The sequence below is a fragment of the Polymorphobacter megasporae genome, from assembly GCF_018982885.2.
Classification (GTDB): Bacteria; Pseudomonadota; Alphaproteobacteria; order Sphingomonadales; family Sphingomonadaceae; genus Polymorphobacter_B; species Polymorphobacter_B megasporae.
This window is the reverse complement of sequence record NZ_CP081848.1, coordinates 2025922-2050478: the sequence shown is the minus strand read 5'-3', so window position 1 is coordinate 2050478 and position 24557 is coordinate 2025922. Positions and strand designations below refer to the sequence as shown.

28 protein-coding genes are annotated in these 24557 nt (G+C 68.3%); 17 read left to right on the top strand and 11 right to left on the bottom strand.

Going from position 1 to position 24557, the window contains the following annotated elements; all coding sequences use genetic code 11:
* Positions 1-112: 112 nt before the first annotated feature.
* Positions 113-1606 carry a glycerol kinase GlpK gene (glpK, locus tag KTC28_RS09820; RefSeq protein ID WP_216708735.1) on the top strand — a complete coding sequence of 498 codons (1494 nt, stop codon included), beginning with the start codon at positions 113-115 and terminating at the stop codon, positions 1604-1606.
* Positions 1607-1624: 18 nt separating this feature from the next.
* Here the strand turns inward: glpK and KTC28_RS09815 are convergent, their stop codons facing one another.
* Positions 1625-2812: a cation:proton antiporter gene (locus KTC28_RS09815; protein WP_255601891.1), complete on the bottom strand. Its 1188-nt coding sequence runs from the start codon at positions 2810-2812 to the stop codon at positions 1625-1627.
* 161 nt (positions 2813-2973) lie between these two features.
* Here KTC28_RS09815 and KTC28_RS09810 point away from each other — a divergent pair, with 161 nt between their 5' ends.
* The 3 genes from KTC28_RS09810 (at position 2974) to KTC28_RS09800 (ending at position 3787) form a co-directional block, all read left to right on the top strand.
* The gene (locus KTC28_RS09810; protein WP_216708734.1) at positions 2974-3126 is read left to right on the top strand and encodes a hypothetical protein; all 153 of its coding nucleotides are present in this window, start codon (positions 2974-2976) and stop codon (positions 3124-3126) included.
* A gap of 24 nt (positions 3127-3150) precedes the next feature.
* The gene (locus tag KTC28_RS09805; protein ID WP_216708733.1) at positions 3151-3321 is read left to right on the top strand and encodes a hypothetical protein; all 171 of its coding nucleotides are present in this window, start codon (positions 3151-3153) and stop codon (positions 3319-3321) included.
* A gap of 79 nt (positions 3322-3400) precedes the next feature.
* On the top strand, positions 3401-3787 hold the full coding sequence (locus tag KTC28_RS09800) for a hypothetical protein (RefSeq protein WP_216708732.1): 387 nt from the start codon (positions 3401-3403) through the stop codon (positions 3785-3787).
* On the opposite strand, the gene fliA is transcribed toward KTC28_RS09800, so the two are convergent.
* The 6 genes from fliA to KTC28_RS09770 are packed head-to-tail and all read right to left on the bottom strand — an operon-like array spanning position 3784 to position 8361.
* Entirely contained in the window at positions 3784-4521 is a 738-nt protein-coding gene (fliA, locus tag KTC28_RS09795; RefSeq protein WP_216708731.1) for an RNA polymerase sigma factor FliA, read from the bottom strand. The two genes, KTC28_RS09800 and fliA, sit on opposite strands and share 4 nt — an antisense overlap.
* Positions 4522-4523: 2 nt before the next feature.
* Positions 4524-6593 carry a flagellar biosynthesis protein FlhA gene (flhA, locus tag KTC28_RS09790; RefSeq protein WP_216708730.1) on the bottom strand — a complete coding sequence of 690 codons (2070 nt, stop codon included), beginning with the start codon at positions 6591-6593 and terminating at the stop codon, positions 4524-4526.
* Positions 6593-7297: a lysozyme family protein gene (locus KTC28_RS09785; protein ID WP_216708729.1), complete on the bottom strand. Its 705-nt coding sequence runs from the start codon at positions 7295-7297 to the stop codon at positions 6593-6595. The genes flhA and KTC28_RS09785 overlap by 1 nt, the downstream gene beginning before the upstream one ends.
* A gap of 28 nt (positions 7298-7325) precedes the next feature.
* Entirely contained in the window at positions 7326-7634 is a 309-nt protein-coding gene (locus KTC28_RS09780) for a hypothetical protein (protein ID WP_216708728.1), read from the bottom strand.
* On the bottom strand, positions 7627-7890 hold the full coding sequence (flgM, locus tag KTC28_RS09775) for a flagellar biosynthesis anti-sigma factor FlgM (protein ID WP_216708727.1): 264 nt from the start codon (positions 7888-7890) through the stop codon (positions 7627-7629). The genes KTC28_RS09780 and flgM overlap by 8 nt, the downstream gene beginning before the upstream one ends.
* A 60-nt stretch (positions 7891-7950) precedes the next feature.
* Positions 7951-8361: a flagella basal body P-ring formation protein FlgA gene (locus KTC28_RS09770; protein ID WP_216708726.1), complete on the bottom strand. Its 411-nt coding sequence runs from the start codon at positions 8359-8361 to the stop codon at positions 7951-7953.
* A 215-nt stretch (positions 8362-8576) separates the two neighbouring features.
* Between KTC28_RS09770 and KTC28_RS09765 the strand changes: the two genes are divergently transcribed.
* The 13 genes from KTC28_RS09765 (at position 8577) to KTC28_RS09705 (ending at position 19841) form a co-directional block, all read left to right on the top strand.
* Positions 8577-8900, top strand: coding sequence for a flagellar basal body rod protein FlgB (locus KTC28_RS09765; RefSeq protein ID WP_216708725.1), 324 nt, complete (start codon positions 8577-8579; stop codon positions 8898-8900).
* On the top strand, positions 8900-9310 hold the full coding sequence (gene flgC, locus KTC28_RS09760; protein ID WP_216708724.1) for a flagellar basal body rod protein FlgC: 411 nt from the start codon (positions 8900-8902) through the stop codon (positions 9308-9310). The genes KTC28_RS09765 and flgC overlap by 1 nt, the downstream gene beginning before the upstream one ends.
* A 25-nt stretch (positions 9311-9335) precedes the next feature.
* Complete coding sequence (locus tag KTC28_RS09755; RefSeq protein WP_216708723.1) at positions 9336-9611, top strand: flagellar hook assembly protein FlgD; 276 nt, start codon at positions 9336-9338, stop codon at positions 9609-9611.
* Positions 9612-9766: 155 nt separating this feature from the next.
* Positions 9767-11029 carry a flagellar hook protein FlgE gene (locus KTC28_RS09750; protein WP_216708722.1) on the top strand — a complete coding sequence of 421 codons (1263 nt, stop codon included), beginning with the start codon at positions 9767-9769 and terminating at the stop codon, positions 11027-11029.
* A 121-nt stretch (positions 11030-11150) separates the two neighbouring features.
* Positions 11151-11879 (top strand): flagellar basal body rod protein FlgF, encoded by a 729-nt coding sequence (locus KTC28_RS09745; protein ID WP_216708721.1) that lies wholly within the window; start codon positions 11151-11153, stop codon positions 11877-11879.
* 151 nt (positions 11880-12030) lie between these two features.
* Positions 12031-12816 (top strand): flagellar basal-body rod protein FlgG, encoded by a 786-nt coding sequence (gene flgG, locus KTC28_RS09740; protein WP_216708720.1) that lies wholly within the window; start codon positions 12031-12033, stop codon positions 12814-12816.
* Position 12817: 1 nt separating this feature from the next.
* Positions 12818-13453: a flagellar basal body L-ring protein FlgH gene (locus tag KTC28_RS09735; protein WP_216708719.1), complete on the top strand. Its 636-nt coding sequence runs from the start codon at positions 12818-12820 to the stop codon at positions 13451-13453.
* Positions 13454-13548: 95 nt separating this feature from the next.
* Positions 13549-14628: a flagellar basal body P-ring protein FlgI gene (locus KTC28_RS09730; RefSeq protein WP_216708890.1), complete on the top strand. Its 1080-nt coding sequence runs from the start codon at positions 13549-13551 to the stop codon at positions 14626-14628.
* A gap of 71 nt (positions 14629-14699) precedes the next feature.
* Complete coding sequence (locus tag KTC28_RS09725; RefSeq protein ID WP_216708718.1) at positions 14700-14957, top strand: hypothetical protein; 258 nt, start codon at positions 14700-14702, stop codon at positions 14955-14957.
* Complete coding sequence (gene flgK, locus KTC28_RS09720; protein ID WP_216708717.1) at positions 14954-16825, top strand: flagellar hook-associated protein FlgK; 1872 nt, start codon at positions 14954-14956, stop codon at positions 16823-16825. The genes KTC28_RS09725 and flgK overlap by 4 nt, the downstream gene beginning before the upstream one ends.
* 106 nt (positions 16826-16931) lie before the next feature.
* Positions 16932-17864, top strand: coding sequence for a flagellin N-terminal helical domain-containing protein (locus KTC28_RS09715; protein ID WP_216708716.1), 933 nt, complete (start codon positions 16932-16934; stop codon positions 17862-17864).
* Between the two features lie 218 nt (positions 17865-18082).
* Positions 18083-18946 (top strand): flagellar motor stator protein MotA, encoded by an 864-nt coding sequence (gene motA, locus KTC28_RS09710; RefSeq protein ID WP_216708715.1) that lies wholly within the window; start codon positions 18083-18085, stop codon positions 18944-18946.
* 1 nt (position 18947) lies between these two features.
* Positions 18948-19841, top strand: coding sequence for a flagellar motor protein MotB (locus KTC28_RS09705; RefSeq protein WP_216708714.1), 894 nt, complete (start codon positions 18948-18950; stop codon positions 19839-19841).
* A gap of 126 nt (positions 19842-19967) precedes the next feature.
* Here the strand turns inward: KTC28_RS09705 and KTC28_RS09700 are convergent, their stop codons facing one another.
* The 4 genes from KTC28_RS09700 to KTC28_RS09690 form a co-directional block, all read right to left on the bottom strand.
* Positions 19968-21095: a glycoside hydrolase family 1 protein gene (locus KTC28_RS09700; protein ID WP_216708713.1), complete on the bottom strand. Its 1128-nt coding sequence runs from the start codon at positions 21093-21095 to the stop codon at positions 19968-19970.
* A gap of 129 nt (positions 21096-21224) precedes the next feature.
* Entirely contained in the window at positions 21225-22376 is a 1152-nt protein-coding gene (gene glf, locus KTC28_RS22745; protein ID WP_255601886.1) for a UDP-galactopyranose mutase, read from the bottom strand.
* Positions 22369-23520: a glycosyltransferase gene (locus KTC28_RS22740; RefSeq protein ID WP_255601885.1), complete on the bottom strand. Its 1152-nt coding sequence runs from the start codon at positions 23518-23520 to the stop codon at positions 22369-22371. The genes glf and KTC28_RS22740 overlap by 8 nt, the downstream gene beginning before the upstream one ends.
* A gap of 137 nt (positions 23521-23657) precedes the next feature.
* Positions 23658-24509, bottom strand: coding sequence for an HpcH/HpaI aldolase/citrate lyase family protein (locus KTC28_RS09690; RefSeq protein WP_216708712.1), 852 nt, complete (start codon positions 24507-24509; stop codon positions 23658-23660).
* Positions 24510-24557 lie beyond the last annotated feature (48 nt).

Sequence of the window (24557 nt, the reverse complement as noted above, 5' to 3'; positions counted from 1 at the left end):
GCATTACAGATCGTCGAACTGTTATTTCTTCTTTTTGCTCAATTAGTTAGCGTCGGCTTTGCGTCATCGCGGGCACGGCAATCCGACAACCCACCGATGAAAGCGACCTCTCATGCCCCAGCCGCCGTATATCCTGGCGATCGACCAAGGCACGACGTCGACCCGCTGCATCCTGTTCGATTCGACCGCGACCCCGGTCGCGACCGCGCAACGCGAGTTCGCCCAGCATTACCCTCAAGGCGGCTGGGTCGAGCATGATCCGGAAGATATCTGGCACGATACAGTCGCGGTTCTGCGCCAAGCCGTCGCGAGCGCCGGGATCGACATCGCCGACATTGCCGCCATCGGCATCACCAACCAGCGCGAGACCGTCATCGTCTGGGACCGCGCGACCGGGCGCCCGATCCACAATGCCATCGTCTGGCAGGATCGCCGGACCGCCGACGTCTGCGCGCAGCTCAAGGCCGACGGTGCAGAAGAACTGGTCTCGGCCAAGACCGGGCTCCTCCTCGACCCGTATTTCTCGGCGACCAAGCTGGCGTGGATCCTCGACAATGTCCCGGGCGCACGTGGAAGCGCGGCGCGGGGCGAACTCGCCTTCGGCACGATCGACTGCTTCCTGCTGTCGCGGCTGACCCGCGGCAAGGTCCATGCGACCGATCCGACCAACGCCGGCCGCACCTTGTTGTTCGACATCGTCCGGCAGGAGTGGGACGACGAGCTCCTCCGTCTCTTCGACATTCCGGCGTCGATCCTGCCGAGCGTCGAGGATAACGCGCACATTTTCGGCCATAGCGACCCCGACATTCTCGGCGGCGCCATCCCGATCGCCGGGATGGCAGGCGACCAGCAGGCGGCGTTGTTCGGCCAGTGCTGCTTCCGCACCGGGATGACCAAGTCGACCTACGGCACCGGCTGCTTCCTGCTGATGAACGTCGGCGAAAAGCCGGTTCGATCCAACAATCGCATGCTCACCACCCCGGCCTACCGGCTGAAGGGCAAGACCACCTACGCGCTCGAAGGCTCGATCTTCGTCGCCGGTGCCGGGGTCAAGTGGTTGCGCGACGGGCTCAAGATCATCACCCGTGCCTCCGAAACGCACGACATGGCGACGCGCGTGCCGAACAGTCACGGCGTTTACATGGTACCCGCCTTCGTCGGTCTCGGCGCGCCGTACTGGAACCCGAGCGCGCGCGGATTGATCTGCGGCCTGACGCTCGATTCGACCGACGCGCACCTTGCCCGGGCAGCGCTCGAGTCGGTCGCGTATCAGACGAAGGACCTGATCGACGCGATGGTGGCCGATGCCGGGCCGTCGGCCTCGGCGCTGCGGGTCGACGGCGGAATGGCGGTCAACGACTGGCTGTGCCAGTTCCTCGCGGACATTCTCGACGCGCCGGTCGAGCGCCCCTCGATCGTCGAGACGACGGCGATGGGTGCAGCCTTTCTGGCAGGGCTGGCGACCGGAGTATGGGAGGATCTCGCGTCGATCGAACGGATCTGGCACCGCGACCGGCGCTTCGATCCGGTTATGGAGCAGGACGAGCGCACGCGCCTGGTCGAAGGCTGGCGAAGCGCTGTCCGCCGGACCTTGCTCCCGGCTTGAGGCGCAGCGAACGCGAGCCTATTCGCCGATCAGCTTGAGCCAACGCAGCAGCGGCGTCATCGTCAGCCCCTGGACGACGATCGAGAAGGCGACCACCGCGAACGCCACGGTGACGATCTGTCCGCGTCCCGGCAGGTCGAGCGGCAGCCCGAAGACGAGCCCGAGCGCGAGGGCTCCGCGCAATCCGCCCCAGACGAGGACGTGCTGGTGACGAAGTTCGACGCGCTGGCGGCTCCACGCGAATAGCCCCGACAGGCCGTAAATCGCGACGGCGCGGCCGACGAGGACGATGACGATGGCGATCGCCGCCGGGCCGATGACGTCGGTGAACGGCTGGCGGGCTATTTGCGCGCCGATCAGCAGGAAGATCAGCGAGTTGGCGAGGAAGGCGACATACGCCCAGTAGTTGATCAACGAGGCGCGGCTGGTCGCCGAGATCGCGCCGAGAGTCCCCGAATTGCCGACGATGATCCCCGCGGTCAGCGCCGCGAGCACACCCGACATGCCACCGGCGTCGGCAAGGAGAAACGAGCCGTACGCGATCAACGTTGTCAGCGTCAGTTCGACGAGGACGTCCTTGGTCCGCCCCGCGAGGAGCAGCAGGCCGAACGCGACAGCAACGCCGCACGCAATCCCGCCGGCGACCATCCGCAGCACGAGCCAGCCGATCGCATCCGGTTCAGCGTGCTGCCCGGCGACAACGGCGAGGACGACGGCGAAAGCAACCGCGGCAGTACCGTCATTCAGTAGGCTCTCGCCCTCGACGAGCAAATGGAGACGCGGATCGATCGTCACGTTCTTGAACGTCGCGATTACCGACACCGGATCGGTCGCCGCGATCAATGCGCCGAACAGCGCCGCCGCCGCCCAGCTCCAGTCGGCGAGGAAGTGCATCCCCGCCGCGACGACGATCGCCGCGACGATAACCCCGGCGCTCGCGAACATCGCGAGCAGCGGCGCGTTGCGACGGAGGTCGTGCCAGTGAAGGTTGAGCGCCGCCTCGAACACGATCGGCGGCAGGAAGATCGAGAAGATCAACTCGCGCGACAACTTGAGGTCGAGGCTGATCGGTGCCACCGCGAGCCCGATACCCGCCGCAACCAGGCCGACGCTGTACGGCAGGCGGAAGCGCTGGGTCGCGATCGCGACCACCGCCGCAACAAACAGCAACAGCCCGACTTGTTCGAGATCGTCGAGAACCATCATCGGCGACCTAAGCCCGGGCTATCTGGCGCAGGCAAGCACGATCGGCAATCTATACGCCGTTCTTATGCGCGGCCCGGCTTCCCGCATGGCAAACCAATGCCCGACCGGCCCATATCGGTCTGGTCGCTGCGTGTTTGGCGACGGTCAACGGAGGCCTTCGCGTGGCGAAGCGGAAACCTACTCAACCTGTGGACGGCGCTCGCGACCGGCCATGCCTGATCGATCGATGCGCCGCCTCGGCGTCGCTGACGATCCTCGGCGCGGCGGCACTCATGGTTCCCGTCGTCGCCGTGATCGACGCGCTGCGCGGCTGACCCAAGCGCCCAAGGAGATTTGCCATGATCGATCCCGAACGCTCGTCGCCGTTCTTGATGCCCCGCGACGCAGTCTTCCGCAGCGACCTCGCCGATCGTGCCGGCTCGGCTGCGACGTTCATCACCATCTATCTCGGCGTCATCGTCGGCTTCGGTACGGTCATGGCAGCGCTCATCCGCGCCGCCGGAGGCTGAGGGCTGGCGCGGCATCGCGCCCCGCAGCCTTAGGCAAAGCAGCGCGTTCTTCAGCCCGCACCATGCGACGGAGAGCGACATGATCTACATCGTCCAGAACGGCTGGCAGATTATCGTCACGACGCTCATCGGCCTCGCGGTCGGCGCGGCGTATCACGCGGCGGCGGGGCGGCGCGGACGGATCGCACTCGGCCTGACGATTACCAATTTCGTCGCCGAGGCGTGGCTGACCGCGATCCTCGCCGGGGCCCTGATCCTCGCGCCGCCCAAGGCCGGGGCGTGGGTCATGGCGATCGGCAGTGCGGTCGTCATTTGGATCGGCTTCGTCGTTCCCGCTGCCGTCGTCAGCCTCCGCTCACGCGGCATTGCGGCTGGGGCGGTCGCCGCCGAATGCGGCTATTGGCTGGCTGTGATGATCGCCGAAGCGGTCGTCCTCCACGCGGTCGGGCTGGTTGCGCCGCACTAGGCATCGAAGCCGCTAAGCTTGACGCGCAGCTTGTCGAGCGCCGCCTTCTTGATCTGGCAGACCCGCGCCGCACCGACATCGAGCACCTGCCCGATCTCCTCGAGGTTCATTTCCTCGACGTAATAAAGCTGCAGAACCAGCGCCTCGCGCTCGGGGAGGTTGCCTACCGCGGTGCTGATCGCGCGCTTGAGATCGCCACGCGCCAACGCGTCGAACGCGCTCGGCGTATCGTCGGCAAACCACTCGCTGTGATCCGAATAGACATCGTCGATCGATTCGTAGCGCACCGCATGCGTCGCGTTCGCCGCGGTCCGGTACGCGTCGATCGTCATCTCGACGCGCTCGGCCATCTCCTCGTCGGTCGCGGGACGCCCGAGCAGCCCTTCGAGCGAGGCCCGCGCGATGCCGAACTCGCGCCGCCGCCGGATCGCCGAGCGGACCAAAGTCGCCGACTTGCGCAACTGGTCGATCATCGACCCGCGCACCCGGACGGTGGCGTAGGTGGCGAAGGCGGCGTGTCCCCGATCCTCGAACCCGCGCGCCGCTTCGATCAGCGCGATCATGCCGATCTGGATCAAGTCCTCGACCTCGATCGCGCTCGAAACCCGCGCATGCACGTGCCACGCGATCTTGCGGACGAGGCCGAGGTGGCTCTGCACCAGCCGTTCGGGGTCGGTGCGGACCAGCCGCGCGGGGGCGTAGACGCCAATTTCGAGCCCGAGGCGTGCGTCCATGTTCAGGCTCCTGTTGAGGGACCGCCAACGACGGCGGTGACGTCGACGGTCTTGGCGTCGGGGATTTCGTGGATCGACAGCACCGCGCAGCCTTCGGGGAGGTGCCCCTTGAGCAGGCCGTAGACCGGCCGGCGGAGCAGTGGCGTGGTGACGACGGCGAAGCGCGCGGCGGTGGCGGCGAGCGGCGCGGCGGCATCGCGCACCGCCGCGACGACGCGCGCCGCAAGCGCCGGTTCGAACGGGTAGAGCGATCCCGGGCCGGCCCGCACCGCCGCCGCGAGCAGGTCCTCGAGCGCGGAATCGAAGGTGATCGCGAGCAACGGTTCGCGGAGACCGCAGAGGGTTTGGACAATCGCGCCGCCCAACCCGGTTCGAACAAGTTCAGCGAGTTCGCCGGGGTCGCTCGTCCGCGAAGCGACCGCGGCGAGGCTACCGATCGTCCGCCGCACATCGCGGATTGGGACCCACTCCTCGAGCAACCGCTGCAACACCGCGGTCACCGTCGCGAGCGGCAGCAGCTTCGGCACCAGCCCGGCGACGAGCTGCGGGTGCGCCTCGCCGAGCGTGTCGAGCAGCTTCTGCGTCTCGTCCTGCCCGAGCAGCAGATGCGCCTGCACCGTCAGGATATGGTTGAGGTGCGTGCCGATGACGGTCGACGGATCGACGACGGTATAGCCCGCGCCGGTCGCGAGATCGCGCTCGGCGGGGTCGATCCAGCGCGCGTCGAGCCCGAAGCTCGGGTCCTTGCACACCCGCCCGGCGACGGGCACGTCGATCGGCCCGGCTTCGAGCGCGAGCAGGTCGTCGGGGAAGACCTCGTCCTCGGCCATGACGACGCCGTCGATCAGGATGCGGTAGGTGAACGGCCCGAGCGCGATGCTGTCGCGGACGCGGACCAGCGGCACGACGAAGCCGAGCGCCTTCGACAATTGGCGGCGGATGCCGGTGATCCGCGCCATCAGCGGCCCGGTCTTCTCGTCGACCATGCCGATCAGGCCGTAGCCGAGATCGAGCCCGATCGTCGCGGTGTCGGCGACGTCGCTCCAGTCGATCGCCGCGTCGGCGCTCCGCGGTGCCTCGACCGGCACGGCGACCGGCTTGGGCCGCGACAACTTCCACGCGAGCGTCCCGGCGATCGCGGTCGCGGCGAGCAGGATCAGGTGCGGCATCCCGGGGAGGAGCGCGAGCAGCCCCATGATCCCGGCGATCGGGGTCCACGCGCGCGCACTGGCGAACTGGCTGGTGACCTGTCCGGCGAGATCGAGGCTCGACGAGACGCGTGTCACGATCATCGCCGCCGCGATCGACAGCAACAGCGCCGGGATTTGCGCGACCAGCCCGTCACCGATCGCGAGGAGCAGGTAGATCGACGCCGCATCGCCGATCGACAGGCCGTGGCGGAACATGCCGAGGATCAGCCCGCCGGCGATGTTGATGCCGAGGATCAGCAACCCCGCGACGGCGTCGCCCTTCACGAACTTCGACGCGCCGTCCATCGAGCCGTAGAAATCGGCCTCGGTCGCGACGTCGGCGCGGCGGGTGCGCGCCTCGTCGGCGGTGAGCAGCCCGGCGTTGAGGTCTGCGTCGATCGCCATCTGCTTGCCCGGCATCGCGTCGAGGGTGAAGCGCGCCGACACTTCCGACACCCGCCCCGCCCCCTTGGTGACGACGACGAGATTGATGATCAGCAGGATCGCGAAGACGAACAGCCCGACGACGTAATCGCCGCCGATGAGGAACTTGCCGAACGCCTCGATGACCTGTCCTGCGGCCGCGGTGCCCTTGTGGCCGTTGACGAGGACGACGCGGGTCGAGGCGACGTTGAGCGCCAGCCGGAGCAAGGTCGCGAACAGCAACACGCTGGGAAACGACGAGAAATCGAGCGGGCGCTGGGCGTTGATCGCGACCATCAGGACCGCGAGCGCGACGATGATGTTGGCGACGAAGAAGATGTCGAGCAGCACCGGCGGTATCGGAACGACCATCAGCATGACGAGCGACAGGATCGCGACCGGCAGCAGCGCGGCGCGCGGGTTGACGCTTCCGAGCGTGGGAAGGGCGAACGCCGCCATTATGCCGACAGCTCGGCGAGTTGAAGGTAGACCATGCGCGCGGCGTCGGGGGCGGCGGCAAACTGGACACCGGGCTGGCGCGCGACCGGCAGACCGGTGCCGGTGGGCGGCACCGGTCTGCCGCCGAAGATCGCGGCGAAATGGTCGTAGACTTGGCTGACCGATCGCGCACTGCCGTCGGCGGCGAAGAAAATGCGCGGATTGGCGCGGGCAGCGGCGGGGACGATCGCCGACGCTGTTCCGGCGGGGTCGGCCTTGAGGAAGCGCAGGGCCCCGGCGGCGCCGAGAAAATGTGCGAGCGAGAGGTCGGTGGCGGTCGCGGGTCGATCGAGCCCAGCGGATAGTTTTGCGGCGTTATCAGCAGCATACGCTGCCGCCATGTCGGCCGACGCCGTGGGGTCGCGGCGGAGATCGAGGATCGCGCTTCGCGTCGCCGGGTCGATCGGGGCACCGGCGTCGAGGACCGCCGCCGCTGCGCCGAGGCCATGCTCGCGACCATGTTTGCGGATCGTTTCGAGCCACGTTCCGGCGGTGAACTGGAACAGGCCGCGAGCGCTGCTCGTCGGCGCGGCGGCGTTGGGGTCGAGGCCGCTTTCGGTTTTCGCCTGAGTAAACAGGTAATTGAAGTCGATCCCCTGCCGCGCGGTGGCGAGGCGGATGGCAGCGATTGCCGCGCTGGCGGAGGACACGGCTTGCGGGATCATGCTTTCGGCTGAGCAAGGACCGTGCCAGTCATCGCGCGGCGCTCGTCCGCCCGTCGCGCCCGTAGCAGATCGCGACCCCGCGCCCGGCGGCGGCGGTCAGCGCGGCGAGGCGGCGATCGACCCCGGCGAGGAGCATGTTGGTCCGCGTTGCGGCCAAGGCATTGAGCGCGCGGGCTTCGTGGAGGCGGGCGACCGGGATCGCGCCGCCTGTTCGAGCCGCGCCAAGGGCAGCGAGCTTGGCGGCGGTGGCGCGCTCGATCGCGGCGGCGTCGCCGGTGTCGAGGGCGGCGAGTTCGTCGCGTATTGCCGTGAGCAGGTCGCCGAACGCGTCAGGCACGGAGGTCGGTCGCGATCATCCGCTCGGCGATCGCTTCGGGGGCGATCTTGTAACTCCCTGCGGCGATTGCGTTTTTGACGCGGTCGACCTTGGCGGTATCGACCGGCGGCGCTGAGGCCATGTCGCGGACGGCGGAGGCGAGCGCCGAGATGTCGGGGGCTGCCGACGTTACCCTGGTGGACGCTGCGACCGGGGTCGTCGTTGCGGCGGGGCGCGCTGCGATCGGCGGGAGGCGCCCGCCAAGTCCATGAATCATCGTGTCTCTCCAACGTGTTACCCCCGCTGGCTGCGGGTCTTGGAGACAATAACGGCCGGATTACGGAAGGTTATAGCCGGGTGCCGACAGGCTGCCGTCGGGGCGGACGACGGCGCTCAGGTGACCGCCGTTGCGGTCCCTGACGCGGATCGAGGTGCCGGGGGCGGCGTCGGCTTCGGCGATGCCGTCGATGGTGACGTCGAAATGCGCACCGCTGGCGGTCACCGAGACGGGATCGCCGCGGTGGATGATCGGCGCAACCATTTGTAACGGCACGACTATCCGCCAGATGGGGAGCGAACAGGCGAGGCCGATGCCACCCCTCACCGGGGTCATCGCCGGAGGGGTGTTGCACTGCGCGAGGTGGATGCGCCGGTCGATCGCGACCGTGCCCCCCGCGACGGCGCTTGCCTCGACCTCAAGTGCTGCGAGGTCCTGCAGGGCAACGATCGCAACGGCATAGAGCAACATCTTCGGTCTCCCTCGGCGGAGGTCCAGCAAGGATCGCGCCAGTTCGCCGGGCCGAGGAACCCGCCTCGTCGACCGGCAATCCGGTGCCGGTCGGCGGCGCGAAGCTGCCGGGCGCACCCGGTCCGCACATGCCCGCACACCGCCGGCACATGCGTGATCCCCGGTTGGCACAATCGTTGCACCGGCGAGACCGGTAGCAACACGGAACCTCCGCGATGGACCTGATCGATCGAAGCTTCGGCATCCACGGCAAGGCGCTCGAAGTCCGTGGACAGCGGCTCGACCTGCTCGCGTCGAACATCGCCAACGCCGCGACCCCCGGGTATAAGGCGCGCGATCTCGACTTCCGCGCCGCGCTCGACGGGCAGCCTGGCGCGGTCAAGTTCCGCGTGCCGCTGACGAGCAGCCTCGACGGCAACACCGTCGAACTCGCCACCGAGCAGACGCAGTTCGCGCAGAATGCCGTCCAGTACCGGACGACGCTCGGCTTCCTCAACGGCCGCATCGCCGGCGTCATGCAAGCGCTGAAGGGCGAATGATGGGCACCGCCCAGCCGCTGTCGGTCTTCGACATCGCCGGTCGCGCGATGGCGGCGCAGCTCGTCCGCCTCAACACCACCGCGTCGAACCTCGCCAACGCCGGTAGCATCGCCGGGTCGGCCGAGGCGGCCTACCAGCCGCGCAAGCCGGTCTTCGCGACGACCTTCGACGGGGCATCCCGCGCGACGGTCGACGTCGCCGCGATCGCCACCGGCACCGCGCAACCCGAACGCCGCCACGACCCCGGCCACCCGCTCGCCAACGCCGACGGCGACGTCTTCGTCGCGGCGGTCGACGTCAACCAGGAGCTCGTCGAGATGATGGAGACGTCGCGCCAGTACCAGAACAACGTCGAAGTGCTGGCGACCGCGAAGACGCTCCTGCTCGACACGCTCAAGCTCGGCAAATGACCGCCCAACCCCTGAGGATCACGCCATGACCGATGCCATCGCCGGGGTCCGCAGCGCCGCGACCGGGAGCGTCGCCGCCAACCGGACGACGCTCGGCCAGTCCGATTTCCTCGCGCTGATGACCGCGCAGCTGAAGAACCAGGACCCGACCAAGCCGGTCGACAACAGCGAATACGTGACGCAGCTGGCTCAGCTGTCGACGGTCACCGGGATATCGGAGACCAATGTCGATCTGACCGGCATCGCGAAGAAGCTCGACACGCTGATCGCAGCGGGCGCTGCGAAGGCGACGACGGCGTGAGCCCGAACAACGCTGTCATCCTCGCGAACGCGGGGACCCAAAGTCACCGCCGTCAGTGACCTTGGGTCCCCGCATTCGCGGGGATGACAGGAAAATCAAGCACAGCCGCAAGACAAACACAGCCGCAAGACAAGAGCCAGCCGCAGGAGAAGACCATGTCGTTCTACACCGCCCTCACCGGCCTCAATGGCGCGCAGACCGAGCTGTCGACGATCGCCAACAACATCGCCAACGCCTCGACCAACGGCTTCAAGAAGAGCCGCGTCGAGTTCGGCGACATCATCGCCTCGACCCCGCTGCAGGACCCGGCGCGGATCATCGGGTCGGGGACCGCAGTCCGCGGCGTCACCCAGCAGATGAGCCAGGGGGCGATCGCGACGAGCGACTCGGCGCTCGACATGGCGATCAGCGGGCAAGGCTTTTTTACCGTCAAGAGCGCGAACGGCGGCGCGCAGACCTCGTTCACCCGCAACGGCGCGTTCGCGGTCGACGCCGACCGCTTCGTCGTCGACACCGACGGGCGGCGGCTCCAGGTCTTCCCGACGACCGCCGACGGCAGCGTCACCTCGACCGCGCTCGCCGCGACGACGAGCCTGCAACTGCCGCTGACCTCGGGCGCACCGAAGGCGTCGACGGCGATCAAGCTTGCCGTCAACCTGCCGGCGAGCGCGGCGGTGACGACCGCGCCGTTCGACCCGGCGAACGCCGCGACCTTCGCCAGTTCGAGCTCGCTGACAGTCTACGATTCGCTCGGCAATCTGCTCGCGGCGACGGTCTATTACAGCAAGACCGCGACGCCGACCGCGACCGACCCGCTCCACCATTGGACCGCGCACGTCGTCGTCGGCACGACCGAGCTGACCAGTGGCGGGACCGCGGGGGTGCCGATGAGCTTCGATTCGAGCGGCGCGCTGACGAGCCCGACAACCCCCGCCGCGTTCGACGCCTTCACCCCCGCGAGCGGCGGCGCGGCGGTCAGCCTGTCGCTCGACGCCGGGGCCCTGACGACGCAGCGGTCGGGGCCATTCACCGTCGTCGCCTCGTCGCAGGACGGTTACAGCGCGGGGCGGCTCCAGTCGGTCGCGGTCGATGCCAGCGGCAAGGTCCAGGCGACCTTCACCAACGGCGTCGTCCAGGTCCTCGGCAAGGTCGCGGTGGCGATGTTCAGCGACCCCGAAGGGCTCAAGCAGACCGGCGACGCGAGCTATGTCACCAGCCCCGAATCCGGGCCGCCGATCACGGGCGAGGCGGGGCAGAACGGGCTCGGCACGATCCTGTCGGGCAGCCTCGAACGATCGAACGTCGACCTGACCGACGAACTCGTCGGGCTGATTACCGCGCAGCGCAGCTTTCAGGCGAACGCGAAGACGATCGAAACCGCGTCGTCGCTGCTGACGACGATCATCCAGATCCATTGATGAGCCGCGCGCCACACTTGCCTTCGTCATCCCCGCGAAGGCGGGGACCCATCATCCCAACATTCGGGGTGATGGGTCCCCGCCTTCGCGGGGATGACGAAGTAAGAGCGGGAGATGCTTTGTGGACCGCCTGATCTACACCGCCCTCACCGGCATGCGCGCGCGCCTCGCGGCGCAGGGCGTCACCGCGAACAACCTCGCCAACGCCGGGGTCACCGGCTTCCGCCGCGAGATCTCGTCACTTGCCAGCCGCTACCTCGGCGGTCCCGAGGGCGCGACGCGGGTCCAGGCCGACGATGCGGTGACGAGCGCGAGCACCGACCCCGGCCACATCACCCCGACCGGCCAGCCGCTCGACGTCGCGGTGTCGGGGCCGGGGTGGATCGCGGTGCAGGCGAGCGGCGGCGCGGAGGCGTACACGCGGCGCGGCGACCTACGGATCGCCCCTACGGGAGTCCTCGAAACCGGCGACGGACATCCGGTGATCGGGAACGCCGGGGTCATCACCCTCCCCGCGGGCGACGCGTCGATCGCCGCCGACGGGTCGGTCAGCGTCCGGCTGGCGGGAGCGGCGGCACCCGCGGTGGTCGACCGGATCAAGCTCGTCGATCCGCCGCCGGGCGATCTACACAAGGACAGCGCCGGGCTGTTCCGCAGCGCCGACGCCGTCGATGCCGCGCCCGATGTGCGGCTCCAGACCGGCGCGCTCGAGGGGGCGAACGTCGACAGCGCGCGCGGGCTGGTCGAGCTGATCGAACAATCGCGCGGGTTCGACGTGAGTGCGAAGCTGCTCAGCGCGACGCGCGAGATCGACGAAGCGGGGGCTAAGCTGATGCGGCTCGATAACTGACCAACCCCTCCCCTTCAGGGGAGGGGCGAGAGACGCGCCGCTTGGCGCGGCCCGGGGTGGGGCAGTGCCGCGCCGTGGGGTCCGAGGCACTGCCCCACCCCCTGCCCCTCCCCTGAAGGGGAGGGGGGCCAGAAAGCGAAGGAGACGACGCATGACATCCGCCCTGCAGATCGCGCGATCGGGACTCGATGCGCTCGATCAGAAGATGAAGGCGATCTCGAACAACCTCGCCAACGTCAACACGACGGCGTTCAAGAAGGATCGCGCGAGCTTCGAGACGCTGATGTACCAGTCGGGGCGATCCCCCGGCGACCCAGCGGGAGCGAATTCGGACTATGCGGTCGGGCTCGGCACCGGCACCGGGGTCCGCGTCGCCGGGACCGAGCAGATCCACACGCAGGGCGCGCTGACCCAAACCGACAATGCGCTCGACATGGCGATCGAGGGCAGCGGTTTTTTCGCGGTGACGCAGGCCGATGGCACCACCGCCTACACCCGTGACGGCTCGTTCAAGTTGAACGCCGAGGGCCAATTGGTCATGGGCAACGGCGACCGGCTCAGCCCGCCGATCGCGATCCCCGACGGCGCGCAGCAGATCGTCATCGCCACCGACGGGACGGTGTCGGCGACGCTGCAGGGGGCGACGACGGCGACGCAGGTCGGCCAGATCCAGGTCGCACGCTTCCTCAACCCCGCCGGGCTCCAGCCGGCCGGGGGCAACCTGTATACCGCGACGACCGCAAGCGGCGCGGCGCAGGTCGGAACGGCGGGCGCCGACGGCAGCGGGGTGATCCGCCAGGGCTCGCTCGAGGCGTCGAACGTCAGCACGGTGCAGGAGCTCGTCGACATGATCGAGACCCAGCGTGCGTACGAGGTCAACGCGAAGGTGATCAATTCGGCGGACGAAATGGCGAAATATGTCACGCAGAATATGTGAGGTGGCGGCGCTGTTGACGCTGGCCAGCTGCGCCGACACCGCGTTCCGCACCGTCGCGCCGATCGCCCCGGCCTACGCCGCCGCCGCCCTCGCCGTGCCCGAACCATCCGCGAGCCTGTACCGCGCCGACCGCTTCATCGCGCTCGCCAGCGACAACCGCGCGCGCCGCGTCGGCGACCTGCTGACGATCCGCCTGACCGAGCGGATGACCGCGCGCAAGTCGGCGACGGCGGATTCGAAGCGCGATGGCAGCGCGGCGCTGACCCTGCCGACCGCGGCACCGTTCTCATACATTCCCAAGGGGTTGCTGTCGGGTGGCAGCACGTCGAGCTTCAAGGGCTCGGGGACCGCGACGCAGGACAACCTCCTGTCGGGCGAGATCAGCGTGACGATCGCGCGCATCCTGCCGAACGGGGTCTATCTCGTCGCCGGCGACAAGCGCGTCACGCTCAATCGCGGCGAGGAGCAGGTGCAGCTGACCGGCATGGTCCGCGGCGACGATATCGGTCCCGACAATGCGGTGGCTTCGACCCGGGTCGCCGATGCGCGGATTCGCTATTCGGGGAGCGGCGAGCTCGCCGACGCGACGCGGCAGGGGTGGCTGGCGCGGTTCTTCGCGAAGGTGTCGCCGTTGTGATCGGAGCCTGCCCCCTCCACCATGCAAGAGCATGGTCCCCCTCCGAAGACGGGGGAGGATTTTCTAGCTCCTCCCCCTCGCGATGGTGGAGGGGGCTGCTCGCACTCGGACTATCGTTCGCAGCCCACCCCGCGCACGCCGACCGCGTAAAGGACATCGCCCGCTTCGAGGGACTGCGCGCTAATGCCATCACCGGCTACGGCCTCGTCGTCGGGCTGAGCGGGACCGGCGACGACAACCTCGACTACACCGTCCAGAGCATGAAAAGCATCGCCGCGCGGCTCGGCGTCGCGCTGCCCTCCGGGGTCGCGCCGGGGCTCAAGAACGCTGCCGCCGTCATGCTCACCGCCGAGCTTCCCGCCTTCGCCAAGCCGGGGCAGCGGTTGGACGTCACCGTCTCGGCGCTCGGCAAGGCGAAGTCGTTGCGCGGGGGCACGCTGCTGATGGCGCCGATGCAGGGGGCCGACGGCGAGGTCTATGCGCTGGCGCAGGGCAGCCTCGCGGTCGGCGGCTTCGGCGTCGAGGGGCGCGACGGGTCGAAGCTGGTGGTCAACACGCCGTCGTCGGGGCGTATCCCGAGCGGGGCGACGGTCGAGCGTGCGGTCGCCAATCCGTTCGGCGGCGGCGCGGTGATGCTGCTCGACTTGAACGACGCCGATTTCAGCACGGCGAAGGCCCTCGCGGCGGCGATCGACACCGCGATCGGGCCGGGCACGGCGACCGCGGTCGACGCGGTGACGGTCGCGATCGAGGTCGGCGCGAGCATGGCCGAGCGGATCGACCTCGCCAGCCGGATCGAGAACCTCGACATCGCCGCCGCCGCCCCGCCCGCGCGCGTCGTCATCAACGCGCGCACCGGCACCGTCGTCATCGGCGCAAACGTCCGCGTCCTGCCGACCGCGATCGCCCACGGCAATCTGACGATCCGCGTCACCGAGGATGCGCAGGTCAGCGAGCCGGCGCCGCTGTCGAACGGGACGACGGTGGTCACGCCGCACAGTTCGGTCAGCGCCGATGCGCCGGTTGCGCGGGTGGCTTTGTTCGCTCCGGGGGCGTCGCTGGCGGAGGTGGTCAAGGCGATCAATGCGCTCGGGGTGGCGCCGGGGGATCTGGTGGCGATCCTCGAGGCGCTGAAGCAGGCGGGCGCGCTGCGGGCGGAGCTGGTGGTGATATGATTGGTGCCGGATCCACTATCGGTCGTCATCCCCGCGAAGGCGGGGACCCATCACCACCGAACCTTGGGGTGATGGGTCCCCGCCTTCGCGGGGATGACGATAAAAATGAGGGAAACACTCGCAAGCTCGACCCCGCAACCGCCAAGGTCGCGCGCCAGTTCGAATCCCTCTTCATCGCGCAGATGCTCAAGTCGGCGCGTGCGGCGTCGCTCGGCGACGACCTCACCGGCAAGGGCGGGGCGACGTTCAATGACCTCGCCGACCAGCTCCGCGCCGAGGCGCTAGCCACGCAGGCCCCGCTCGGCGTCGCCCGGTTGCTCGCGCAATGAGCGACCTGCTGAGCATCGGCGCGTCGGGGATCGCGGCGTACCAGACCGCGCTGTCGGTGGTCGGCGACAATGTCGCCAACGCCGACACGCCCGGCTACGTCCGCCGCACCATCGTGATGAAGACCGCCGCCGCCGGAGGCGCGGGGGCACCGGCGATGCGCGATGTCGGCGGCGGCAACGGCGTCACCGTCGGCGATATCGGGCGCGCGTCGGACGCGCTCAAGACCGGCGCGGCGCGCGATGCCGACAGCGACCTCAGCCGGATCACGACCCGCGCCGACTGGCTGACGCGGCTGCAGTCGGCACTCGGGTCGGGCACCGCGAGCCTGACCAAGCGCATCGGCGGCTTCTTCGACGCCGCGCAGGACCTCAGCTCGACCCCCGCCTCGACCGCCGCACGAACGATCTTCCTCGACCGCGCCGACCAGACCGCGGCGGCGTTCCGCTCGACCGCGAGCGCGCTCGGCGCAATCGCGTCCGACATCGGCGCTGCGACCGCAACGCAGGTCGCGCAGGTCAACCAGCTCACTACCAGCCTCGCCCAGATAAACGCCGCGGTCACCCGCAGCGGCCGGACCGGCGAGGCGGGGGCGGCGCTGCTCGACCAGCGCGACGCGGCGCTCGCGAGCCTTGCCACCTTCGTCCGGATCGGCGTCACCGATACCGGGCGCGGCACTGTCGAAGTCCGCCTCGGCGACGGCGCGAATGCCCCGCTCCTCGTCAGTGGCACGACCGCGACCGCGATCGGGGTCAGCGCGGCGGGCGACGTCGTCCTCCACCCGGCGCACGACCCCGTCGTCGTCCGCCTGCCTGCAAGCGGCAGCCTAGCCGGGCTCGTCGAGGCCGGGCGCAAAGTCGCCGCGACGATCACCGCGGTCGATGCGCTGGCGACGCGCTTCGCCACCGTGGCGAACGCCCAAAACATGGCAGGGGTCGACGCCGCCGGGATTAACGGCACCGCGCTGTTCGCGACGACGACACTCGACGTCGTCCCCGGCAGGGCGAACGGCGGCGCGGCGGCGATCGACGTCGCGGTCGGCGATGCCGCGACGATCGCGCCGTCGGGGTATGTCCTCGGTTTCGACGGCACCGCGTGGACGCTCGCACGTGGCGACGGCAGCGGCACGGTGACCGGCACCGGCGCACTCCACCTCGACGGCATCACCGTCACCCCGGCGGGCACGGCCAATGCGGGCGACAGCTTCGTCCTTGCTGCAACCGGCGGCGCAGCGGGCATCGCCCTGCGCCCGCTCGACCCGTCGCAGGTCGCCGCCGCTAGCCGCTGGCTGACCGATGCCGATGGCGCGAACAGCGGCAGCGGGGCGCTTGCGGTCAGCGTCAACCCGGCGGCGGCGGGGCTCCCCGCCCTCCCCGCCTACCGGATCGTCGTCACCGGCGCCGCGACCGCCGACATCGTCGATCCGGCGACATCGACGGTGATCGGGACCGCGGTAATCGACGGCTCGAGCATCGCCGGGGCCGGGTTCCTTTTCACGATCGGCGGCCAGCCCGCGGTCGGCGACAGCTTCCGCATTACCCGCAACACCGACGGCGCGGGCGACAACAGCAACATCCGCGCGCTTGTCGCCCAGCGCCTCGCGGGTGGCACCGGCAACACGATCGAGGCGAGCCTCGACGCCACTGTCACCGGGGTCGCGAGCACCCTGTCCGAAACCAAGGCGCTCGCCACCAGCGCGACCGCGGTCCGCGACGACGCCCAGCGCGCGAGCGACGCGGTCGGCGGCGTCGATATCGATACCGAGGCCGCCGAACTGACCCGGCTCCAGGCGGCGTACAAGGCGAACGCGCAAGTCATCGCCACCGCGCGCGCATTGTTCGACACGCTGCTGCAGGCGGTTCAAGCGTGATTTCCGTCCGCTCTTCAGCTGTTATCCCCGCGCAAGCGGGGACCCAAGGTCGCAATGTTGTGACCTTGGGTCCCCGCTTACGCGGGGATGACAGGGATGAGTAATAATGCAGGTCAACACCCGCATCACCCACGACGCCGCGACCGCGCGGCTGACCGACCTGTCGGCGCAGGTCGACGCGATGGAGGCGGCGATCGCGACCGGTCAGCGGATCACGACCCCCGACGTCGATCCGGGCGGCTCCGCACGGCTGCTGACGATCGAGCGCGGGCTTGCGAGCAACGTCAGCCAGAGCACCGGGGTCGACCGCGCGACGAGCCGCCTCAACGCGACCGACGCCACGCTCGACGGGATCGGCACCGTCCTCCAGCGCGCCAAGGAGATCGCGCTTCAGGGCAATACCGCGACGCTCAACGCCGCCGACCGCGCGACGCTCGCCGCCGAGGTCGCGCAGCTCGGCGAGCAGCTTGCGGGCTATGCCAACGCGCGCGACAGCGATGGTACGAGCCTGTTCGGCGGCGCACGGACCGGCGCGGCCTACGCTCCCGATGCTACCGGCGCGATGACGTGGCAGGGCGCGGGGAGTGCGGCCGTGCTCGTCCTCGACGACGCCGCGATTTCGACCGGGGTCGACGGGCCGCGCGTGTTCGCCGGACTGCCGGGCGGCCCCGATGCGACCGGCGCGGCGACGTCGACCGATACCTTCGCAATGCTTGCGGCGCTCGGCGCGGCGCTCGTCGAGCCCGATGCGACGAAGCGGCTGGCGGGGGTGGCGGCGGCGCAAACCGGGCTCGACGCGGCGATCTCGCGCAACGCCGATACGCGCGCGACGGTCGGCACGCGGCTCGCGCGGCTCGACACCGAGGGCAAGCGCCTCGATGCCGCGACGGTCGCGTTGACGAGCGACAAGACGACGACGGGGAGCCTCGACATGACCACCGCAATCGCCCGCCTCCAGCGGCTGACGACGGTGCTGCAGGCGGCGCAGCTGAGCTTCGTCAAGGTGTCGGGTCTGAGCCTGTGGGATTATATCCACTGAGTGATGGTGGGCGTTCGCTGCAAAACCTTCGTCATCCCCGCGAAGGCGGGGACCCATCACCCCAAATGTCCGTGGTGATGGGTCCCCGCCTTCGCGGGGATGACGAAAATCAGAGGGATACCGCAGGTTAACGCATCTCAACCATAAGTCTCCGCACTCCCGCGCCGTAAAACCACCCGACGACGACACGGTGTATGCGTCTTTGGGAGCGGCCAATCATGGTCTCGGTCATCGGGCTGGTCGTGTTGTTCGTCATGGTGTTCGGTGGATTTGCGTTGACCGGCGGCAATATCATGGTGGTGCTCGAGGCGCTTCCCCACGAGATGCTCATCATCGGGGGTGCTGCCGCCGGTTCGACGCTGATCGCGACCGACATCGCGGGCATGAAGGCAATCGGCGGGGGCTTCGGTGCGATCTTTCGCGGCCCCCGCTACAAGCGTGCCGATTACTCGGCGGCGATCTTCCTGACGACGCGGTTGATGAAGATGCTAAAAACCGACGGCGCGATCGCGGTCGAGCCGCACATCGAGGACCCGAAATCGTCGTCGATCTTCGCCGATTATCCGCAGTTTCTCAAGGACCCGGTGTTCCTCCATCTGCTGACCGACAGCCTGCGGTTGCTTGTGGTGTCGACCGGCGGAATCAGCCCGATGGCGGTTGAGGACATCATCGATTCAGCGATCGAGACGCACCACAGCGCGGCGTCGAAGCCGGTCGTGTCGTTGACGACGTTGTCCGAGGCGCTGCCCGCGCTCGGCATCGTCGCGGCGGTGCTCGGCGTGGTCAAGACGATGTCGTCGATCGACAAACCGCCGGCGATCCTCGGCGCGATGATCGGGTCGGCGCTGGTCGGCACCTTCCTCGGCGTGCTGCTCAGCTACGGCATCGTCGGGCCGTGCGCGGCACGGCTGCGGTCGGTGCTCGACGCCGACGCCGAAATCTACCTCGTCGTCCGCCGGGTGATCGTCGCCAGCCTCAAGGGCCAGCCGCAGCCGATGGTCATCGAGGCCGCGCGCACCGCGATCCAGCCGGTCAACCAGCCGAGCTTCTCCGAAGTGTTCGACGGGATGCGGGCGAAGTGACGTGAAACCCGAACCGCACGGCCAGTTCACCGAACCCGTCATCCGCTACCGCAAGGTCAAGGGCCATGCCGCGGCGCATGGCGGGGCGTGGAAGATCGCCTACGCCGACTTCGTCACCGCGATGATGGCATTCTTCATGCTGATGTGGATCCTCGGCGCGACCAACGAGGACCAGCGCAGGGGCATCGCCGATTACTTCACCCCGACTGTTATCCAGATGCAGAACTCGGGCGGGTCGAACGGGATTGGCGGCGGGCGCGCGCTCCGCACCGACGACGGCGTCGCGCCGCACGCGTCGGTGCGCGGCCAGCGCCCGACCCCGGTCCAGGGCGGCGGCGGTGGGGGTCCGCTCGAGGCGAAGGTCAACAGCCACGACAAGGCGACCAACCCCGGCAACAGCCGCGCCGCCGACGAGGAACGCTTCAAGATGGTCGAGCGGATCGTCAACGCGCGCATCGCCGGCGACCCGACGCTCAAGGGGTTGAAGGGGCAGATCCGCTTCGTCCGCACCCACGACGGCCTGCGCATCGACCTCGTCGAGCGCGCCGATTTCAGCATGTTCGGCAGCGGAACGAGCGTTTTGACGAGCGCGGCGGCGGCGCTGGTGCGGACGGTGGCAACTGCGCTCGCGGGGGTGCCGAACAGCCTGACGGTCCGCGGCCACACCGACGGCGTCGCTTATGCGCGCGGCGGGGTCAACAACTGGACGCTGTCGACCGCGCGTGCTGACGCGACACGGCGGGCGCTCACCGGCGCGGGAACCGCCGACGGACGCTTCCGCCGGATCGAAGGGGTCGCCGACACCGATCCGTACAACCCGAAGGACGCGAACGATCCGCGCAACCGGCGGATCAGCGTGACGCTGATGTACAAAGACGGCGGCGCGCCGATTTAGCTCGACACTTTCTGGCTCCCCTCCCCTTCAGGGGAGGGGCTGGGGGTGGGGCAGTCCTACGATCTGAAGACCGAGTGCGCGGCGCATTCCCCACCCCCGACCCCTCCCCTAAAGGGGAGGGGGCCACTATTCGCGCTGGAGATACCCGCTCGCGAACAGCCCCTGCTGGCGCGCGAGTTCATCCGCCAGCGGCTTGTACACCGTGCGCGGCTCGCCGTTGCCGAACGCCTCGATCATGCCGTTCGGACAGCGGCGGAAGTCGTCCCAGCCGAGGTGGCTGAGCACCGGGTACAGGCAGATGCCCTCGACCGGCACGCCGGCGGTCATCGCCGCGGCGACCTCGTCGGCGACATGGTGGAGCCACGGTGCGCGGCCGGTCCCCTCGGTGCCGGTCTCGGCGATGAACACCTTGCGCTCGGTCCGCGCGTGGGCGAGCGCGATCAAGTCGCGCAACGGCTTGTTCGACGGATCGCCGAGGTAGACCGTCGGGCCGTGGTCGATCCACTGGTTGTTGAAGTAGCAATTGAGCCCGACGACATCGAGGTATTGCGGACCGCCGCCGAGTTCGGGGGCGCGCTTTCCGGCAAGGAAATCGACCGCCTCGAACTGCGCGTCCATGTAATCCGCCGCGGCGCGGACATGCTCGGGCGACGGCGACTGCGGCAGGATGTTGATCAGCGGCTCGGCAACCGAGAAGCGCGCGCGGCTGTCGACGTCGCGGATCGCCTCGATCGCGGCGATCGTCGAGCGGACGAGGATCGCCTTCAATTCACCGCCGCGCCCGCGCGCGAACGGGTTGAGATAGGCGACGTCGCCTGCGCCCCATGAGAAGAAACTGATCTCGTTGATCGGGATGTAGAACGGGACGGTGTCGGTTTCGTCCTTGATGACCTGCGCGACTGCCCTGGCGAATTCGGCGAAGCGGTCGACGAAGCGTGGGGCCCAGACGTCGACGCCATTGGGCATGCCATAGTGGAACAGGTCCCAGATGACCTGCGTCCCGGCATCGCGCGCGGCGCGGACTTGCGGCAGCAGCGACGAGAAGTCGTAATCGCCGCGCCGCCGCTCGATCAGGTGCCAGCGCACGGCGTCGCGGACGGTGCGGATGCCGTGCGCCGCCATCAACGCGTAATCCTCGGCGGCGCGGATGTCGTGCTCGGTCGAGGCGATGAGGTCGAGCCGAACCCCTTCGCGGCGGCGCTGCGTCGACGATTCGAAGCCGCCGAGGAAGAAGGATTGGAAGATGTCGGGCATTTGAACTCCTCCCCTCCCCTTCAGGGGAGGGGTCGGGGGTGGGGCAGTCGTTCGGAAGGCGGCCTGAACGCGCGGCGTACTCCCCCACCCCCGGCCCCTCCCCTTAAGGGGAGGGGAGCAGAAGCGAGTTTACTCCGCAGCGACGAACCGCGGTTCGGTGATGACGTTGCTCTTCACCCCGTCGAGCGGGAGCGCTTCCTGGATCCGGCGGAAGGTCGCGAGCGCCTGCCCGGTGACCTGATCCATGTTGTAGTAGCGATACGTCGCCAGTCGCCCGACGAACCACACGTTCGGCGTCGCCATCGCGAGCTTCTCGTACTTCTTGTACAGCTCGGCGTTCTCGGGGCGCGGGATCGGGTAATACGGATCACCCTCGGCGCTCGGATATTCGTAGGTGATCGCGGTCTTCGGGTGAACCTGTCCGGTCATGTACTTGTATTCGCTGACGCGGGTGTACGCCTCGGTCTGCGGATAATTGACCGTGCCCGTCGGCAGCATGACTTCGGTGTCGTGCGTCTCGTGCTGGAACTTCAACGAGCGGTACGGCAGCTTGCCGAAGCGGAAGTCGAAATATTCGTCGACCGGGCCGCTATAGATCAGCTGCTTGAACGACACTTCGTTCTGGATGTCGCGGAAATCGGTCTGCGTCATCACGCTGATATTCGGATGGTCGAGCATCTTCTCGAACATCCGGGTATAGCCGTGCTTCGGCATCGCCTGGAATTCGTCGGTGAAATAGCGGTCGTCCTGGTTGGTCCGGGTGGGCACGCGCGCGGTGACCGACTTGTCGAGTTCGGACGGGTCCATGCCCCACTGCTTGCGGGTATAGCCCTGGAAGAACTTTTCGTAGAGTTCGCGCCCGACGACCGAGACGACGACATCCTCCGACGTGCGGATCGGGTCGACCTTTTCAGCGCGCGCAGCGAACCACGCGGGCAGTTCCTCACTCGTCAGGTTGAGGTTGTACAGCTTGTTGACGGTGTCGAGGTTGATCGGGATCGGCACGAGCTGGTTATCGACCATGCCAAGAACGCGATGCTCGTACGGCCGCCACTCGGTGAACATCGACAGATGATCGAAGATCGCCGCCGAATTGGTGTGGAAGATGTGCGGGCCGTATTCGTGGATCAGCAGCCCGTCGTCGTTATAGCGATCATACGCATTACCGCCGATGTGCGGGCGGCGATCGACGACGAGAACCTTCTCGTTACGCTGCGTCGCGATGCGTTCGGCAAGGGTCGCCCCGGCGAAGCCCGCGCCGACGATAAGCCAATCAAACACGGGCGGTCTCCTTGAGGTTGGTGGTGGACGGGGTAACTGCGCGCATCAACGCGTGCATGTCAGACCACACTTGGTCCCACGACCCACTGGCGAGTTGCGCGTCGACCTTGGCGAGCCACGGGCCGCGGTCGCGCGCCATAACGCGTTCGATCGCGGCGACCGTGTCGGCGGCGGTCGACGCGATCTCGACGAGGCCGAGATCGCCATAGGGCGCGATGACATCGGCGATCGCGGTCGACACCACCGGCAAGCCGGCGGCGAGGAATTCGGGGGTCTTGGTCGGCGAGATGAATTTCGTCGCGTCGTTGATCGCGAAAGGCATGAAGCCGACATCCCAGTTCGCTAGATACGGCGGCAGATCGACGTAGCTCTTACCGCCAAGCCAGTGCAGATTCGCGGCTTGCGGCAGGTGCGCTGGGTCGATCTTCGCGGTCGGTCCGATCATGACGATCTGCCAATCGGGACGCAGCGCCGCGACTTCGCCAACGAGAGCGATGTCCATCCGCTCGTCGATCACGCCAAAAAAGCCGATACGCGGATGGGCGATCGCGGCCTGATCGGCCGGGTCGGGCATACCGTCCCGCGCTGCACCGAAATGCGCGGTGTCGATGCTCGACGGGAAGCAATGGATATTAGCGTGGCGGTGTACCGAGGCCTTGTGCATTGCTGCGCCGCCCGTGAAGACGACGTCGGCGCGCTCGAGCAGTTCGGCTTCGAGCGCGAGCAGCAGCGGCGGCGGATTGGCGAACGCCGACAGCTCGTCCATCTTGTCGAAAACGGTAACGTCGGCCGCGATGTGGCGGCTGAACGGCAGCGCCATCGGCGTATAATACCAGACCGTCAGCGACCCTTTGATATTTGCGACAAGGCCGTCGAGAACGCGGCGCTGATGATCAAGCGAGTCGGCGGCCGACGTGCCGTGCGGCAGGGTCGGTTGAGCGACGCGGATGCCATGCTCGCGGTCGAGAAATTCTACCCCGGGAGCGGCAGCGTCGGTCCAGATTGGTTCTTCGACAACGATGACGTCATAATCGGTCGCGGCGCGGGTCAGAAGGTGCTGGGGACGTTGGAAAACAAAATCCCAGCGCAGATGCGATAATGCGATCAGCGTCGGACGCACAGCATTTGACACTGCGAGGACCATTGGACTCCCGGTAACAAAAAATTAACGATTTGAATGGCCGAGCATGGGCCGATGCCGACGCTGGCACAACGACATAACGACGTCAAAACGACTTAGTTCCGGAAGCCGTCAGGCAGGGTTAATGCCGTCGCGGCGCGTCAGCCGCGCGCTACGATCGCCTCGGCTGCACGCAAAACCCTCTGCGCGGCGGCGACATGGAGACCCTCGACCAGCTTGCCCGCGTAGGTCGTGACCCCACGGTCGCCGGCGCGCGCCGCCTCATGTGCGGCAATAAGTCCATGAGCGTACACAAGTTCCTCGGCGCTTGGCGAGAAAACGCGATTGACCACGTCGATTTGGCCGGGATGGATAAGCGTCTTGCCGTCAAAGCCAAAGTCACGGCCTTGCGTCGCCTCCGCCGCGAGACCCGTTGCATCGCCAAGGTCGATGAACACCCCGTCGAACGCGGCGATCCGTGCTGCCCGCGCGGCGACCACGATCCGGCTGAGGCTGTACAGCAGCGGCGATCGGTCGGGGCGCGGACGCGCGTGCAGGTCGGCGGCGAGATCGGTCGTCCCGGCGACGAGCGCAGTAATCCCCGGCGTCGCGGCGATGTCGTCGGCCGCCTGAATCCCAGCCGGGGTCTCGACCATCGCCCAGATCGGCAACCCGCCGCCGCGCTCGACCGCGATGGCGGCGTCGGCGGCATCCGCGACCTTGGGCACCACGATCCCGGCCAGTCCCTGAAGTCCGGCGATCGCAGCGAAGTCGTCCGCCGACCATGTTGTACCGAGCGCGTTGACGCGGATCAGCAACGCGCGATGTCCCCAGCCGCCTTCGCGAACCGCCGCTACCGCCGCGTCGCGCGCCGCCGGCTTCGCAGCGGGCGCGACCGCATCCTCGAGGTCGAGGACGACCGCGTCGCAGTCGAGAGTCCGGGCTTTGACGATCGCGCGCGGGTTGGCGGCGGGAAGGAACAGAACCGACCGGAGCAGCGTGATTTCGTCCATCGTCCACCTCGCAAAATAACCCCTTCGATGTCATCTATCGGGGGGCGA

Coding starts and splice junctions, on each gene's coding strand:
- flgK (WP_216708717.1), top strand. CDS start 14,954: ATGAGCGACCTGCTGAGCATCGGCGCGTCGGGGATCGCGGCGTACCAG.
- KTC28_RS09770 (WP_216708726.1), bottom strand. CDS start 8,361: ATGTTGCTCTATGCCGTTGCGATCGTTGCCCTGCAGGACCTCGCAGCA.
- KTC28_RS09690 (WP_216708712.1), bottom strand. CDS start 24,509: ATGGACGAAATCACGCTGCTCCGGTCGGTTCTGTTCCTTCCCGCCGCC.
- KTC28_RS09725 (WP_216708718.1), top strand. CDS start 14,700: ATGGGTCCCCGCCTTCGCGGGGATGACGATAAAAATGAGGGAAACACT.
- glpK (WP_216708735.1), top strand. CDS start 113: ATGCCCCAGCCGCCGTATATCCTGGCGATCGACCAAGGCACGACGTCG.
- KTC28_RS09815 (WP_255601891.1), bottom strand. CDS start 2,812: ATGATGGTTCTCGACGATCTCGAACAAGTCGGGCTGTTGCTGTTTGTT.
- motA (WP_216708715.1), top strand. CDS start 18,083: ATGGTCTCGGTCATCGGGCTGGTCGTGTTGTTCGTCATGGTGTTCGGT.
- KTC28_RS09755 (WP_216708723.1), top strand. CDS start 9,336: ATGACCGATGCCATCGCCGGGGTCCGCAGCGCCGCGACCGGGAGCGTC.
- KTC28_RS09750 (WP_216708722.1), top strand. CDS start 9,767: ATGTCGTTCTACACCGCCCTCACCGGCCTCAATGGCGCGCAGACCGAG.
- flhA (WP_216708730.1), bottom strand. CDS start 6,593: ATGGCGGCGTTCGCCCTTCCCACGCTCGGAAGCGTCAACCCGCGCGCC.
- flgG (WP_216708720.1), top strand. CDS start 12,031: ATGACATCCGCCCTGCAGATCGCGCGATCGGGACTCGATGCGCTCGAT.
- KTC28_RS09700 (WP_216708713.1), bottom strand. CDS start 21,095: ATGCCCGACATCTTCCAATCCTTCTTCCTCGGCGGCTTCGAATCGTCG.
- KTC28_RS09805 (WP_216708733.1), top strand. CDS start 3,151: ATGATCGATCCCGAACGCTCGTCGCCGTTCTTGATGCCCCGCGACGCA.
- flgM (WP_216708727.1), bottom strand. CDS start 7,890: ATGATTCATGGACTTGGCGGGCGCCTCCCGCCGATCGCAGCGCGCCCC.
- KTC28_RS09800 (WP_216708732.1), top strand. CDS start 3,401: ATGATCTACATCGTCCAGAACGGCTGGCAGATTATCGTCACGACGCTC.
- KTC28_RS09785 (WP_216708729.1), bottom strand. CDS start 7,297: ATGATCCCGCAAGCCGTGTCCTCCGCCAGCGCGGCAATCGCTGCCATC.
- flgC (WP_216708724.1), top strand. CDS start 8,900: ATGGGCACCGCCCAGCCGCTGTCGGTCTTCGACATCGCCGGTCGCGCG.
- fliA (WP_216708731.1), bottom strand. CDS start 4,521: ATGGACGCACGCCTCGGGCTCGAAATTGGCGTCTACGCCCCCGCGCGG.
- KTC28_RS22740 (WP_255601885.1), bottom strand. CDS start 23,520: ATGGTCCTCGCAGTGTCAAATGCTGTGCGTCCGACGCTGATCGCATTA.
- KTC28_RS09765 (WP_216708725.1), top strand. CDS start 8,577: ATGGACCTGATCGATCGAAGCTTCGGCATCCACGGCAAGGCGCTCGAA.
- KTC28_RS09715 (WP_216708716.1), top strand. CDS start 16,932: ATGCAGGTCAACACCCGCATCACCCACGACGCCGCGACCGCGCGGCTG.